Source organism: Streptomyces sp. NPDC005438, assembly GCF_040606315.1.
In the GTDB taxonomy this organism is placed as follows: Bacteria; Actinomycetota; Actinomycetes; order Streptomycetales; family Streptomycetaceae; genus Streptomyces.
In genome coordinates this window covers 59,421-73,789 of the sequence record NZ_JBEXEP010000005.1, presented here as the reverse complement: position 1 = coordinate 73,789, position 14,369 = coordinate 59,421, and the positions used below count along the sequence as shown (strand labels likewise).

Below are 14,369 nucleotides of genomic sequence, written 5' to 3'. Positions count from 1 at the left end.
CCGCCCCAGCCCAACCATTCGGGACGCTCGGAGGTCGCACTCCGTGCGGACCCTGATCGGGACCGCCCCGCTCCATGTGACCAGGGAGCGAAACGAACTTGAGAGGCAGCGGTATGCGCGGACGGATACTGGCCATCGCGGTGGCCACGACAGCGGTCACCGGGATCGCCCTGGCGGGCACCACCTCGTTCGCCTCGCCGGGCAAGAACGACAAGCCCGCGGCGAAGGCTGACAGCAAGCCCGCCGACCTGGACGGCGACGGGTTCAACGACCTCGCCACCGGCGCACCCGAGGCGACCGTGAAGGGCTTCAGCAAGGCCGGCTACGTTGCCGTGACCTTCGGCTCGGAAAAGGGCATCTCGACCAAGCGGCACCAGGCGATCGACCAGTCCAGCCCCGGTGTTCCCGGTACGCCCGAGGCCGGTGACCGGTTCGGCTCGGCCGTCGCCACCGGCGACCTCAACGGCGACGGGTACGCCGACCTGGTGATCTCGGCCGAGGGCGAGGCCATCGGTGACGTCAAGAAGGCCGGTTCGGTGACCATCGTCTTCGGCTCCGCCAAGGGGCTGACCGACAAGGCGATCGCCTTCCACTCGCCCAACCCGAGCACCTACCAGGAGTTCGGCAAGCAGTTGGCGGTCGGCGACTTCGACAACGACGGCATCCAGGACCTGGCCACCACCGAGCGGACCAAGGTGGTCGTGGTCAAGGGCAGCAAGAACCTCAGCTCCACGCCCACCCCCAAGCTGAAGTACCTCGACCCGACCGGTGGGGGCGTCGACCTCAACGCGATCGCGGCGGGCGACGTCAACGGCGACGGGTTCACCGACCTGGTGACCACCGCCAGCCAGGACGACCCCGCCGACGAGGGCACCCTCGCGGTGATCGGCGGCTCCAAGAGCGGGCTGTCCAAGCAGCTGGGCAAGTCCACCGGGCTCCCCTTCGCCGGGTACGACCCGGTGGTCGGGGACATCAACGGCGACGGCAAGGACGACGTCCTGGTCGACACCGGTTTCAGCGACGGCCCGGACGGCTGGAAGCTGCGCACCTTCCCCGGCTCCGCCGACGGCCTGGACGTGGACGGCGCCGTGGAGTGGAAGGGCAAGGAACAGGCGGGCGAGGCCCGCGAGTTGGCGGACGTCAACGGCGACGGGTTCGCCGACCTGGTGGTCAGCGACACCTCGGCCGTGGACAGCGACGGCTACCAGAACGCGGGCGCCCTGCACGTCCTGCGCGGCAGCAAGGACTGGCTCACCGAGACCGGTGCCCAGACGGTGTCGCTGGACACCGAGGGCGTGGCCGGAGTGGCCGAGGGCAGCGACCAGTTCGGCAGCTCCCTCTCCCCGGCCGACTACAACGGTGACGGGATCACCGACCTGATGGTCGGCGCCGCGGGCAAGTGGATCGGCAGCGGCGCGGTCAGCACCCTGTACGGGAGCGACAGCGGCCTGACCGGGAAGGGGTCCATCATCTACGGCCCCGACTCCCTCGACCTGCCGTACACCAAGGCCCGTTTCGGCCACTCCCTCTCCACCCCGCCGGCCGGCTGACCCCACCGCTCCACCCGAGGGGGCGCCCGCCACACGGCGGGCGCCCCCTCGTCGTTCCGCCTTTGCCGTTCCGCGCCCGCTACTCGCCTGGGCGGTTGAGGAGGGGGGTGGCGTGGGTCTGGGTCCGGGTGATGCGGGCCCGGGTGGCGTGGTCCCGGGGGAGGGGTTCCCAGCAGGGGCCGTCGGTGGTGCGCCAGCGGCGGGCGACCTCGTCGGGGCGCTCCTCGGTGAGGAGGGCGGCGGCCTGGGCGGCGGCGCCGAGGGCGACCACCTCCTGGGCGCGGGGTACCTGTACCGGGCGGCCGGACAGGCGGCGGATGGTCTCCCGCCAGGCGGTGCCCTGGGCGCCGCCGCCGATCAGCAGCAGGGGGGCGGTGGCGTCCGGGGGTACCGAGCCGCTGGCGAGCACCTCGTCCAGGGCGTCCAGCAGGGAGTGGGCGGCACCATCGTAGGCGGCCTGGAGGAGCTGGCCGGGGGTGGTGTCGTGCCGTAGTCCGTGGATGAGGCCGGAGGCGTAGGGGAGGTTGGGGGTGCGTTCGCCGTCCAGGTACGGGAGTACCACCGCCTCCCCGTCGGGCTCCACCTCCTCCCGGTCGATCCCCAGCAGGGTCGCCAACCGGTCGACGGCCAGGGTGCAGTTGAGGGTGCAGGACAGCGGCAGCCAGTCGCCGAGAGCGTCGGCGAAGCCGGCGACCACGCCGGACGGATCGCCGGGCCGGGAGCGGCTGACCGCGTAGACGGTGCCGGAGGTGCCCAGGCTGAGTACGGGTTGTCCGGGGCGCAGGCCCAGGCCCAGGGCGGCGGCCATGTTGTCGCCGGTGCCGGCGCCCACCGGGATGCCGTCCGGCAGGGGGCTGTCGCGCACCACCTTGCCGGCGCTCTCCAGGGGGGACAGGACCCGGGGGAGCAGTCGGGGGTCCAACTCCAGGTGTTCCAGGACCTGTTGGTCGTATCCGTCGGCGCCCCACCAGCCGGTGCCGGAGGCGTCGCCCCGGTCGGTGGTGGCCTCGCCGGTGAGGCGTTCGGTGAGGTAGTCGTGGGGCAGCCGTACGCCGGTGATCCGGCGGAGGGCGGAGGGTTCGCGTTCCCTCAGCCACTGCCACTTGGAGGCGGTGAAGGCGGCGGTAGGCACGCTGCCGACCCGGTCGGCCCACCAGTGGGCGCCGAAGTGCTCCACCATCCGGGCGGCCTGGGGCGCGGAGCGTACGTCGTTCCACAGCAGCGCGGGGCGTACCGGCTGGCCCTGGGCGTCGAGGGTGACCAGTCCGTGCTGTTGTCCGGCGACGGAGACGGCCTCGGCGCGGTGGGCGTGCCCGGTACGGGCGACGGCCTCGGTGAAGGCACCCCACCACTGTTCGGGGTCGGTCTCGCGGGCGTTGCCCTGACTGACCGTGTGGTAGGCGCGCCCGGTGCCCAGGACGTCGCCGCTGTCGATGTCCACGGCCAGGGCCTTGGTGCCCTGGGTGGAGCTGTCCACGCCGATCACCACACGTGACTCAGCCATCTGTCTCCCACCTCACTGGGCCGTCTCCCCCTGGTGGGGGACGGCCGGATCGTCCCCGAGACTGTCGTTCCCGTTCGCCCGGAGGCAACACGACGCGGTGAAAGGGGAGGCACCTCACTTCCGTCCGGGCGGTGTGCCGGTCCCGGCCCGCGTGCCCGTACGGGCCGTCGCCTCCCCGCCCGGCCACCCGAGAGGACGGGTGGGCGGCCCCGGTGGGGCGGGACGGGAGGCCCGCCCCACCGGGGCCCGTACGAGGGGGCTGGCCCACCGTCGACCGGGCGTACCCCGGTCGGCTCCCCCCTCGGGTCGGGGCCTCCCCCTCGCGGCAGCGGCACGGTCCGGGGGCCGCCGGGTGTACGGCGCCCACCGGGCCGGCCGGTACGGACGTGGTGGGGCCCGGTGCCGGGGCCAGCGCTGAGCCTGTGCCGACCCGCGCTGGGGTCACCCGGCCCCGGGGGCGTACCCCGTCGGGGTGCGGTCCGCCTCGGGCTGGTGCCTCAGGGGTCGGGCGGCACATCCCGTGGCACCCGTCCTTCCGTACCCATGGCGTTCTCCCTCCGGTGTCCGGGTCGGGTGGTCGTGCCGGTCAGGGCACCACCACGATCTTGCGGCCCTGGCCGGCGGCGAACTTCTCCAGCGCCTGGGGGTACTCCTCCAGTGGCAGCCGGTCGCTGATGAACACGTCGGGGTCGATGACCCCGGAGGCGAAGAGTTCCGCCGCCCGCTCGTAGCTGTGCAGCACGGCCATGGAGCCGGTGATGGTGATCTCCTGGTTGTAGATCTTGTACGGCTCGATGGTCGCGGTGGTCGCGTAGTCGGAGACCCCGAACTGGAGGAAGGTGCCGGCCTTGGCGACCCGGTTCAGCCCGTCCTGGATGGCGGCAGCGTTGCCGGTGGCGTCGATCACCAGCTCCCACCCTCGTGGCCGGTCCAGTTCGTCGGCGTTCAACGCCGTGGCGCTGCACCCGAGTTGGCGGGCGGTGGCCAGCCGGTCCTCGTTGAGGTCGATCATGTCGACGCTGGCGGCGCCGGTGCGCTTGGCCAGCTCCAGCATCATCAGGCCCATGGTGCCGGAGCCGTAGATCAGGACGTGGGCGCCCATCCTGGTGTTCAGTACGTCGTAGCCGCGTACCGCGCAGGACAGCGGCTCGACCAGGGCAGCGTCCTGGACCCGTACGTGGTCGGGCAGCCGGACGCAGTTGGCGACCGGGGCGACCGCGTACTGCGCGGCACCGCCCGGATTGGTCACACCGATGGCGCCCCAGCGTTCGCACATGTTGTTGTGGCCCAGCCGGCAGTAGTGGCACTCGTAGCAGTACAACGAGGGGTCCACGGCCACCCGGTCGCCCACCGCGACCTCGGTGACCCCGCTCCCGACGCCGACCACCTCGCCGGCGAACTCGTGGCCGGGGACGATGGGCAGGGTGGGGGCGAACTCGCCCTGGAGGATGTGCAGATCGGTGCCGCACAGTCCGCAGGCGGCGACCTCGACGACCACCTCGCGGGCCCCGGGGGTGGGGTCGGGAACGGTTTCCACGGTCGCCTTGCCGACGGACTCGATGACGGCTGCCTTCACTTGACGGCTCCTAGTGACAGGCCCTGGACCAGCTTGTCCTGGGCGGCGAACCCGGCCGCGAGAACCGGCAGGGAGATGACGAAGGAAGCGGCGCACACCTTGGCCAGGAACAGCCCCTGACTGGTGATGAAGGTTGTCAGGTAGACCGGTGCCGTGTGGGCGACCACGCTGGTGAGCACCCGTGCGAACAGCATCTCGTTCCAACTGAAGATGAAGCAGATCAGCGCGGTCGCGGCCACTCCGGGTCCGGCGATGGGGGCGATGACCCGCGTCAGGATGGTGGGCAGCTTCGCCCCGTCCATCTGGGCGGCCTCGATCAGCGCCACCGGGACCTCGGCCAGGAAGGACTGGAGCATCCACACCGCGATGGGCAGGTTCATCGAGGTGTAGAGGATGACCAGCAGCCAGATGTTGTCCAGGAACTGGGTGTTCTTGGCGAACAGGTAGATCGGCAGCAGGCCGGCCACCAGCGGCAGCATCTTGGTGGACAGGAAGAAGAACAGCACGTCCCGCCACTTGTGCACCGGCTTGATGGACAGCGCGAAGGCCGCCGGGATCGCCAACAGCAGGACCAGCAGGGTGGAGAACACCGAGGCGCCGAGGGAGTTCAGCAGCGGCGGCCAGGGGCCGTTGCTCCAGGAGGCTCCGAAGACCTCGCGGTAGCTGTCCAGGGTCAACGGGGCGGTCAGGGAGGGCGGGTTGGTGGCCGCGTCGGGTTCGGAGTGGAAGGAGGTGAACACCATCCAGACGACCGGCAGCACGAACATCAGGCCGACCAGCCAGGCCAGTACGCCCAGACTCAGGACGCGGCGGCTCCTCCTCACGGTCGGGTTCCCGACGGATCCGCGCGTGGTGGTGGTTGCGGCGCTCATCGGCTGGTCTCCTCACTGAACAGGGACGAGACCACCCGCAGGGCGAAGGTCGCGATGATGATGGAGCCGATCACGACCAGCACCCCGGCCGCGGAGGCCAGTCCGTATTCGTGGGCCTGGTAGAAGGTCTGGTAGATGCTGTACGGGAGGTTGGCGGTGCCCAGTCCTCCCTGGGTGAGGGTGTAGACGGCGTCGAAGTGCTGGACGATGTAGATGGAGCCCAGCAGCGCCCCCAGCTCCAGGTAGCGGCGCAGGTGAGGCAGCGTCAGGTAACGGAAGATCTGCCAGGCGCTGGCGCCGTCCAGCCGGGCGGCCTCGATCATCTCGGTGGGCCGGGACTGGAGGCCGGCCAGCAGGATCAGCATCATGAACGGGGTCCACTGCCACACCAGTGAGGCCTCGACGGCCATCAACGGCATGTCGGAGATCCAGTTGGGCTGGATGGGGTCGTCGATGCCGACCCAGCCGGCCACCGCGTTGATCAACCCGTTGAACAGGCCGTACTCCGGGTTGAACAGCACGTGCTTCCACAGCAGCGCGGCGGCCACCGGAACGATCAGGAACGGGGCGATCAGCATGGTGCGCACCGCGCCGCGTCCCTTGAACTTACGGTCCATCAGCAGGGCCAACGCCAGGCCCAGCACCAGGCTGACCAGCACCACGGAGACGGTGAGCACGATGGTGGTGATCACCGAGTCCCGCAGGTCGGGGTCGGACAGCACCGACGAGTAGTTGCCCAGTCCGGTGAACTCCCGGGCGTCGGGATAGAGGGAGTTCCAGTCGAACAGCGAGATGATCAGGGTGGCCACGAACGGCAGCTGGGTCACCACGATCAGGAAGATCAGTGCCGGCAGCAGCGGCGCCCGGGTCGCCCAGGCCTTGACCCGGTTCGCGCGGGCCCGGTCCGGTGCGCTGTGCCGCGCGGGGGCGGGGGGAGCTTGAATGGCGGTCATCGGTCCTCGTACTCCTTCCCCACCTTCGCGGCCAGTTCCTGTGACTTCTTCAGTGCCGCGTCCACCGACTGCTTGCCGGCGATGGCGGCGCTGATCTCGCGCGAGACCTTGGTGCCCAGGTCCTGGAACTCGGGGATGCCGACGAACTGGATGCCGGGTGCCGGGCGCTTCTGCAGGCCGGGGTTACGGGGGTTGGTCTGGGCGATGGAGTCCCGGGTGACCGCGTAGAAGGCGGAGGCCTCCTTGCGGTAGTCGGGGTTGGTGTACGTGGACTTCCGCTTGCCGGCGGGGACGTTGGACCAGCCGCGTTCCCGGCCGGCCAGTTCCTCGTACTCCTTGCTGGAGGCCCAGGAGATGAACTTCCAGGCGCTGTCGGTGTTGCGGGACGCCTTCTGCATCGCCCAGGCCCAGGTGTAGAGCCAGCCGGAGGCCTTGGTGCGCTCGACCGGGGCGGGTACGTAGCCGATCTTGCCCTTGACCGGGGAGTTGCCGGCCTCCAGGGAGCCGGCACCGGCGGTGGCGTCGTACCACATGGCGCTCTTGCCCTGCGTCATGTTGTTGAGGCACTCGGCGTACCCGGCCTGGGAGGCGCCGGCCTCACCGTGTTCGCGCACCAGGTCGACGTAGAACTTGGTGGCCCTGGTGAACTCCGGGTCGGTCAGCCTGGCCTTCCAGTTCTTGTCGAACCAGGTGCCGCCGAAGGTGTTGACCATGCTGGTGAGCGGGGCGGTCAGCTCGCCCCAGCCGGGCAGCCCGCGCAGACAGATGCCCTTCATGCCCTTCTGCGCGCCGTCGGCCTGGGCGGCCAGTTTGGCGACCTGCTTCCAGGTGGGCTTCTTCGGCATGGTGAGGTTCTTCTTCTCGAAGACGTCCTTGCGGTACATCAGGAAGGAGGACTCCCCGTAGAACGGCTGGCCGTAGAGCTTGCCGTCCTCGGCGGTCAGCGACTCGCGCATGGGGCGCAGGATGTCGCTCTGCTGGAAGCCCCGGTCCTTCCTGACGTAGTCGTCCAGCTCGTGGAGCCAGCCGTTCTTGGCGTAGATGGGCGTCTCGTAGTTGCTGATGGTGGCCACGTCGTACTGGCCGGCCTGGTTGGAGAAGTCCTGACTGATCTTGTCGCGGACGTCGTTCTCCGGCAGGGTCGTGAAGTTGACCTTGATCCCGGTCTTGCGGGTGAAGTGTTTGGCGGTGAGCTTCTGCAGGTCGGCCATCTGTGGGTTGTTCACCATGAGCACGTTCAGATCGCCGTCGGAGGAGCCGATCTCGCCTGCGCCGGCGCACGACGCGAGGAGGGTACTCGCGACGCCCATGGCGATCATGGTCCGCGCGGCGCGGCTCGGGCTGCGCATCCTGACCTCCGGGTTGGTGGAATGAGGGGTGGACGTATGGGGTTACACGTGCTTTTTCGGGCGGTACGCGCCGCACGGGTCCCGTGAACGGGGAGGCGGGCGCCCTTTCTCTCCTTCTCAGGTCCTCCTCAGGCCCTCAGCACCTGGGGCCCCAGAAGGGTGTAGCGGTGTGCCTCGGCGACCGGCAGCCCCGTACAGGTGACGATCGCCTCGAAGTCGGAGACCTCTGCGAAGCGGCAGAAGCTGACCGCGCCGAACTTGGTGTGCAGCCCGACGAAGATCCGTCGCCGCGAGGAGTGCATCGCCTGGCTCTTGACCTCGCTGACCGCGGCGTCGGGGGTGGTGAGCCCGCGGTCCCTGGAGATGCCGTTGGCGCCGATGAACGCCAGATCGATCACGAAGCCCGACAGCATCCTGGTCGCCCACTGGTCGACGGTGGCCATGGTGCCGCCACGCACCCGGCCGCCCAGCAGCAGCACCGAGCAGTTGTCCCTACGGGCCAGCACCCCGGCCACCGCCAGGGAGGCGGTCACCACGGTGAGCTGGCGGTCGGCCGGCAGGGCCTCGGCGATCAGCTGGGGGGTGAAGCCCTCGTCGATGAACACGGTCTCCGCGTCGCCCAGCAGCCCCACCGCCGCGGCGGCGATCCGCCGCTTCTCGGGGACGTTCATGGTGGTACGGAAGGCGAGGGTGGTCTCGAACCCGGCGCTCTCCACCGGATAGGCGCCCCCGTGGGTGCGCCTGACCAGTCCGTGGTCCTCCAGGACCCTCAGGTCCCGACGGATGGTCTCCTTGGCGACCTCCAGATCGAAGGCCAGCTGCGCCACGTCGGCGGAGCCCGCACGTCGCGCGATGGCGACGATCTCGCGCTGCCGCTCCTCGGCGTTCACCCAGGCCCACCTCCCTTCCGTCCTCGCGGTGCCGGACGATGCCCGTTCGGGCTCTGTGAGGAGTTGTACAGGGGGCGCTCTGGTCTGACCAGGTTGGCCCCGAGAGGTTTCACGCCCGCTTATGCCCGCACTCGGAGAAGTGGAATTCCGTGACCACCTGGTTCTTCACCGGAAACTTGACTGGCCGGTACTGCCCGTGGCCGGGTGAATCGCGCCCGTTTTCCGCCCGTACGGCGATCTTGCGACTGCCCGGACCCACACCCGACCCCGGAAGGCCTCGTTCCTCCCGGCCGCCCCACCCGCCCCACGGCGAGGCGCCAACTCCGCGTGCCGGGGCCACAGTTGGGCCGCCCCCCGTCAGCGGTCTTCCCTCAGCCGGCCGGAACGGCATGTTCCCCCACCGCATATCCGGGCGCCCGAGTGTGGGGTTCCGCCACATGGGGCGGGCGCTCCCCTGTTCCTACCGTGAGCCCGACCGAACCCCCCGTCCCCTGTCCGAAGGTGATCACTCATGGCCGGTCCCCTGACCAACGATGCTCGGCCGGGCCCCCTGAAACGCGTCGTGGCCGCCAGCCTCATCGGCACCACCATCGAGTGGTACGACTTCTTCCTCTACGGGGCCGCCGCCGCGCTGGTGTTCAACAAGCTGTTCTTCCCCGACAGCGACCCCCTGGTGGGCACCCTGCTGTCCTTCCTCACCTACGCGGTGGGCTTCGCCGCCCGCCCCGTCGGCGCCCTGGTCTTCGGCCACTACGGCGACCGGCTGGGCCGTAAGAAACTGCTGGTCGTCTCCCTGATGATGATGGGCGGCGCCACCTTCGCCATCGGGCTGCTCCCCACCCACGCCACGGTCGGCTCGATGGCCCCGGTGCTGCTGACCGCCCTGCGGCTGGTCCAGGGCTTCGCCCTCGGCGGCGAGTGGGGCGGCGCCGTCCTGCTGGTGTCCGAACACGGGGACGCCCGACGGCGGGGCTTCTGGGCCTCCTGGCCGCAGACCGGCGCACCGGCCGGGCAACTGCTGGCCACCGGGGTGCTGGCCACACTGACCGCGCTGCTCTCCGACGCCGCCTTCGACTCCTGGGGCTGGCGGGTGCCCTTCCTGCTGTCCGGGTTGCTGGTGATCCTCGGCCTGTGGATACGGATGTCGGTGGACGAGTCCCCGGTCTTCCGGCAGGCGCTGCGGCAGGCCGAGGCGCGGCGGGCCGAAAACGCCCAGAACGCTGAGAACACCGAGAACGCCGAGAACACAGCGGAGCGCCAGCCGCTGCTGGCGGTGCTGCGCGACCACTGGCGCGACGTGCTGGTGGCCATGGGCGCCCGGATGGCCGAGAACATCAGCTACTACGTGATCACCGCGTTCATCCTGGTGTACGTCACCGACCACCTGGAGATGGGCCAACAGACCGCTCTGAACGCGGTGTTGATCGCCTCGGCGGTGCACTTCGGCACCATCCCGCTGTGGGGCGCCCTGTCCGACCGGGTCGGCCGACGGCCGGTCTACCTGGTGGGCGCGGTGGGCATCGCGCTGTGGATGTTCCCCTTCTTCTCCCTGCTGAACACCCGCAGCTTCCCGGCCATGGTGCTGGCGGTGATCGTCGGCCTGGTGCTGCACGGCGCGATGTATGCCCCGCAGGCGGCGTTCTTCGCGGAACTGTTCGCGACCCGGATGCGCTACTCCGGCGCCTCCATCGGCGCCCAGTTCTCCTCGGTGGCCGCCGGCGCCCCCGCGCCGATGATCGCCACCGCCCTGCTGGCCGACTTCGACAGCTCGGTGCCGATCTCCCTCTACGTGATCGCCTCCGCCGTACTGACGGTCATCGCCCTGGCCTGCGCGAGGGAGACCCGCCACCGGGACCTCACCCGCGTCGGGGAGGACGCGGACCAGGTACCGGAGGACGACTCCGTCCGGCTCTCCAAGGACACCGACGCCCGCATCCCGGACCGGGTCCCCGAGGCACCCGAACGGTAACCCCCGCCCCCACCCCGACCGCCCGGGTCCCGGCACCAACCGCCGTACGGACCCGGGCGGTTCGCCGTCCGGCTCCGGTACGGGGCCCTGGCCCCCGGGGGCCCCGGGGGCCAGTACGGGGCGCGGTGGGCACCCCCCGGCGGGGGCGGCCCCAGGGGTCGCCTCGTACCAGGCGGGGCCACCTCCGCCCGACCGCACCAGGGACAACGGCACCAGGCCCGCAACGGGCACAGTCCGGGCGGGTGCCCGGGCAGACCGGGCAACCCAACGGGCAGACCGGACAGCCACCCTCAGCGCCCGGGGGGCCACCGCGCACCCCCCGATGGGGCACCCCCTCGGCACCCCGGGCCACGACCACGTACCTCGTCGGGCGCCCCTGGGTGCTCGGCCCCGGGCGACGGCACCGGGACCACCATGGGGCGGGCACCGGAAGTGGACGGGACCTGGCCCACACCGGGGCCCACACCAGACCGTCGACCCCCGACGGACACCGGAAATGAGCGAGCCCGGCCCACACCGGGGCCCACACCGGACTGACTCGGGGCCCACACCAGACCGCCGACCCCCGGGCGGACACCGGAAGTGAGCCAGCCTGGCCCACACCGGGGCCCACACCGGACTGACTCGGGGCCCACACCGGGCTGACTCGGGGCCCACACCGGGCTGACTCGGGGCCTACACCGGGGCCCACACCAGACCGCCGGCGCCCAGACCGGCGCCGCAAGTGAGTCAGCCCGACCGACAACGGGGCCCACACTGGGCTGACTCGGGGCCCACACCGGGGCCTACACCGGGCTGACCCGGGGCCTACGTCGGGGCCCACACCGGACTGACCCGGAGCCGACACCGGAGCCCACACCAGGCCGCTGCCCCCCCCCCGACGGACACCGGAAGCGGGTCGGAGTCGGGTGCGGGGGCGGACGTGGGTCAGTCCTCTTGCCCCACCGCCCCGGACAGCCGGTGCAGTTGGAGGGCGAGCTGCACCTCCAGGGCGCGGTGCGGGGACTGCCAGTCGTCGCCCAGCAGTCGGGTCACCCGGTCCAGCCGCTGGGCCACGGTGTTGACGTGCACGTGGAGCAGGTCCTTGGCCCGGGCGGGGCTCTGGGCGCTGGCGAAGTAGGCGTCCAGCGTGTCCACCAGTTCGGTGCCCCGGCTGGCGTCGTAGTCCAGTACCGGCCCGATGGCCCGCCGTACGAAGGAGGCGATGTTGCGGCCGTCGCCGGCGTCGGTGAGCAGCATCCCCAGGAACCCCAGGTCCTCGGTGGCCGCGCCCTCGCCGGCTCGGCCCAGCAGCCGTAGCGCCTCCGCGCAGCGCCGTGCCTCGGCGTACCCGGCGGCGACCTGCCCGGCGGGGCCACGCAGGCAGTCGGCCAGGGCGGAGGCCCCGACGGTCACCGGGGTGTGCACCGCCCCGCCCAGTTGGGCGGCCGTCAGCCGGGCCACCTCGGCGGCGGTCTGCCCCTCCTCCAGGGGCAGCAGCACCACCGTGCCGCCGTCCCGGGCGGCGGCCAGTCCCCCACTGGTGGCGGCCAGGTGGGAGGCGGCCGACCACAGCCGCTGTCGGGCGGAGAAGTCCTCGGCGCCCCCGGGGGAGTCCAGCCGCGCGGCCAGTACCACCTGGGGGCTGTCCAGACGCGCGCCCACCCTGCGGGCCCGGTCCCGCAGCAGTTCCGGGTCCCGGGCGTCCAGCAGGTCGTCCAGCAGCTCGCCCCGTACCCGCTTCTCCGCCTCGCTGGCCGAACGTCGGGCCAGTTGCAGCAGGGAGGTCACCATGGCGGCCCGCTCCAGGGTGCGCTGGTCGACCTGGGCGAGCCGGGGGTGGCCGCGCAGGATGAGGGCGCCGAGCAGTTCGCCGCCGGCCGAGACGGCGGCCACCCAGGTGCCGTCCCCGACGGCCACCGCGCTGCCCTGCCGCAGGGACTCCCCCACCGCCTCGCCGACCGGCCCGGCCAGCTGGTCCGGTTCCTGGAAGGTGACGGCGGCGCCCAGCACCTCGGCCAGCGCCTGGGCGACCTCGGGCACCCCGCCGCCGCGCAGCACCAGTTCGGTCAGCCGGTCGTGGACGGCGGCGGCGCGTTCGCTGGTGCGGTTGGCCTCCTCCAGTTCGGCGACCGCGCTGCGGGTCTCGGCGATCAGCCGGGCGGTGTCGATGGCCACGGCGGCGTGGGCGGCGAAGGAGGACAGCAGGGCGATCTGTTCCCGCTCGAAGACCCGGGGCCGTCGGTCGGCCGCGTAGATCACGCCGATGACCTGTTCGCCCATCCGCAGCGGTACGCCCAGGATGGCGACCAGCCCCTCCTCGCCCACCCCGGCGTCGATGGAGTGGGTGTGCTGGAAGCGGGCGTCGTGCGGGTAGTCGTCGGTGGCGTACGGGCGGGCGGTCTGGGCGACGAGCCCGCCCAGCCCCTCGCCCATGCCGAGCCGCAGCTGTTGGAAGCGGGCGGAGACCGACCCCTCGGTGACCCTCATGTAGGTGTCGCCGCGTTCGGGGTCGGTGAGGGTCAGATAGGCGACCTCGCTGCTCAGCAGGGAGCGGGCGCGCTGCACGATGGCCCGCAGCACCTCGTCCAGGTCCCGGAGCTGGGCCAGGTCCTGGGCCGTCTCGATCAGCGCGGTCAGCTCCGCCTCCCGGCGGCGGCGCCCCTCCAGTTCGGCGCGCAGGCGCAGGGCGTGCCGGCGTTCGGGGCCGGGTGGCCCCTCGTACGCCTCGGCGGGCGCGCCCCGTGCCAGCAGTTGGAGGTAGTGGGCGGCGGAATGCGGCTCGGACATGGGGTCAGTGTGCCGTCCACCCCCCGTCGAGGGGCAGGGAGGTTCCGGTGATCGCCCCGGCCGGCCCGGTGCACAGGTAGGCGACGGCCTCGGCCACCTCCTCGGGCTCCACCAGGCGTTTCAGGGCGGAGTCGGCCAGCATCACCTCGGACACCACCCGGTCCTCGGGGATGCCGTGCACCCGGGACTGGTCGGCGATCTGCCGCTCCACCAGGGGGGTGCGGACGTAGGCGGGGCAGACGCAGTTGGCGGTGACCCCGTGGGCGGCGCCTTCCAGGGCGGTGGTCTTGGACAGGCCCTCCAGCCCGTGTTTGGCGGCCACGTAGGCGGCCTTGTAGGCGGAGGCGCGGAGCCCGTGGACGGAGGAGATGTTGACGACCCGGCCCCATCCTCGCTGGTACATGCCGGGTAGGGCGCCCCGGATGAGCCGGAACGGGGCCTCCAGCATCACGGTGAGGATGGTGTGGAAGGCGTCGGTGGGGAACTCCTGGAGCGGGCGGACCACCTGGAGGCCGGCGTTGTTGACCAGGACGTCGCAGCCCTCGGCGACCCGCTCGGCCCCGTCCAGGTCGGTCAGGTCCAGGGTCACCGCCTCCAGCCGGGCGTCGGCGGGGGCGCCGGAGACCAGCTTCTCCAGCCCCTCGGTGTCCCGGTCGACGGCCCGTACCGTGGCGCCGCTCGCCGCCAGGCGGAGCGCGCAGGCCCGGCCGATGCCGCTGGCCGCACCGGTCACCAGGGCGGTACGGCCCGCCAGGTCCAGGGTCACGGAGTGTGGTGTCATGACCGCAGGCTAGGCAGCTGGGGGCCGGTGCCCGATGTGGCCCGCACCCATAGTTGGCGGTCGGCCGGTGTGGCCCGGACCCCGGGGCGGGGCGGTGCCGGTACGGCGCCCCCCTGAGGGCGGTACGCCAGACCGCCGGCAGGCCGCTTCACAGGT

10 protein-coding genes are annotated in these 14,369 nt (G+C 71.7%); 2 read left to right on the top strand and 8 right to left on the bottom strand.

Annotated features, from left to right (window positions below; translation table 11 throughout):
* Positions 1-98: 98 nt before the first annotated feature.
* A complete protein-coding gene (locus ABZT14_RS12615; protein ID WP_356300382.1) occupies positions 99-1,550 on the top strand; it encodes an FG-GAP-like repeat-containing protein in 1,452 nt (483 codons plus the stop codon).
* 79 nt (positions 1,551-1,629) lie between these two features.
* Here ABZT14_RS12615 and xylB read toward each other — a convergent pair whose 3' ends face one another.
* The 6 genes from xylB to ABZT14_RS12585 all read right to left on the bottom strand — a co-directional run bounded on the left by xylB (position 1,630) and on the right by ABZT14_RS12585 (position 8,694).
* Complete coding sequence (gene xylB / locus ABZT14_RS12610; RefSeq protein WP_356300379.1) at positions 1,630-3,054, bottom strand: xylulokinase; 1,425 nt, start codon at positions 3,052-3,054, stop codon at positions 1,630-1,632.
* Between the two features lie 586 nt (positions 3,055-3,640).
* Positions 3,641-4,630, bottom strand: a complete 990-nt coding sequence (locus tag ABZT14_RS12605) for a zinc-dependent alcohol dehydrogenase family protein (protein WP_356300376.1) — start codon at positions 4,628-4,630, stop codon at positions 3,641-3,643.
* Positions 4,627-5,502: a carbohydrate ABC transporter permease gene (locus ABZT14_RS12600; protein ID WP_356300373.1), complete on the bottom strand. Its 876-nt coding sequence runs from the start codon at positions 5,500-5,502 to the stop codon at positions 4,627-4,629. Before ABZT14_RS12600 ends, ABZT14_RS12605 begins: the two co-directional genes overlap by 4 nt.
* Positions 5,499-6,455, bottom strand: coding sequence for a sugar ABC transporter permease (locus tag ABZT14_RS12595; RefSeq protein ID WP_356300370.1), 957 nt, complete (start codon positions 6,453-6,455; stop codon positions 5,499-5,501). The genes ABZT14_RS12600 and ABZT14_RS12595 overlap by 4 nt, the downstream gene beginning before the upstream one ends.
* Entirely contained in the window at positions 6,452-7,804 is a 1,353-nt protein-coding gene (locus ABZT14_RS12590) for a sugar ABC transporter substrate-binding protein (RefSeq protein ID WP_356300368.1), read from the bottom strand. The genes ABZT14_RS12595 and ABZT14_RS12590 overlap by 4 nt, the downstream gene beginning before the upstream one ends.
* Positions 7,805-7,932: 128 nt before the next feature.
* Positions 7,933-8,694, bottom strand: a complete 762-nt coding sequence (locus ABZT14_RS12585) for a DeoR/GlpR family DNA-binding transcription regulator (RefSeq protein WP_356300365.1) — start codon at positions 8,692-8,694, stop codon at positions 7,933-7,935.
* Positions 8,695-9,205: 511 nt separating this feature from the next.
* Here ABZT14_RS12585 and ABZT14_RS12580 point away from each other — a divergent pair.
* Positions 9,206-10,663, top strand: coding sequence for an MFS transporter (locus ABZT14_RS12580; protein ID WP_356300362.1), 1,458 nt, complete (start codon positions 9,206-9,208; stop codon positions 10,661-10,663).
* A gap of 927 nt (positions 10,664-11,590) precedes the next feature.
* On the opposite strand, the gene ABZT14_RS12575 is transcribed toward ABZT14_RS12580, so the two are convergent.
* Together ABZT14_RS12575 and ABZT14_RS12570 are read right to left on the bottom strand one after the other, a co-directional pair.
* Complete coding sequence (locus tag ABZT14_RS12575; protein WP_356300359.1) at positions 11,591-13,432, bottom strand: GAF domain-containing protein; 1,842 nt, start codon at positions 13,430-13,432, stop codon at positions 11,591-11,593.
* A 4-nt stretch (positions 13,433-13,436) separates the two neighbouring features.
* Positions 13,437-14,213 (bottom strand): 3-hydroxybutyrate dehydrogenase, encoded by a 777-nt coding sequence (locus ABZT14_RS12570; RefSeq protein WP_356300355.1) that lies wholly within the window; start codon positions 14,211-14,213, stop codon positions 13,437-13,439.
* Positions 14,214-14,369 lie beyond the last annotated feature (156 nt).

Coding starts and splice junctions, on each gene's coding strand:
- ABZT14_RS12595 (WP_356300370.1), bottom strand. CDS start 6,455: ATGACCGCCATTCAAGCTCCCCCCGCCCCCGCGCGGCACAGCGCACCG.
- ABZT14_RS12590 (WP_356300368.1), bottom strand. CDS start 7,804: ATGCGCAGCCCGAGCCGCGCCGCGCGGACCATGATCGCCATGGGCGTC.
- ABZT14_RS12570 (WP_356300355.1), bottom strand. CDS start 14,213: ATGACACCACACTCCGTGACCCTGGACCTGGCGGGCCGTACCGCCCTG.
- ABZT14_RS12575 (WP_356300359.1), bottom strand. CDS start 13,432: ATGTCCGAGCCGCATTCCGCCGCCCACTACCTCCAACTGCTGGCACGG.
- ABZT14_RS12600 (WP_356300373.1), bottom strand. CDS start 5,502: ATGAGCGCCGCAACCACCACCACGCGCGGATCCGTCGGGAACCCGACC.
- ABZT14_RS12580 (WP_356300362.1), top strand. CDS start 9,206: ATGGCCGGTCCCCTGACCAACGATGCTCGGCCGGGCCCCCTGAAACGC.
- xylB (WP_356300379.1), bottom strand. CDS start 3,054: ATGGCTGAGTCACGTGTGGTGATCGGCGTGGACAGCTCCACCCAGGGC.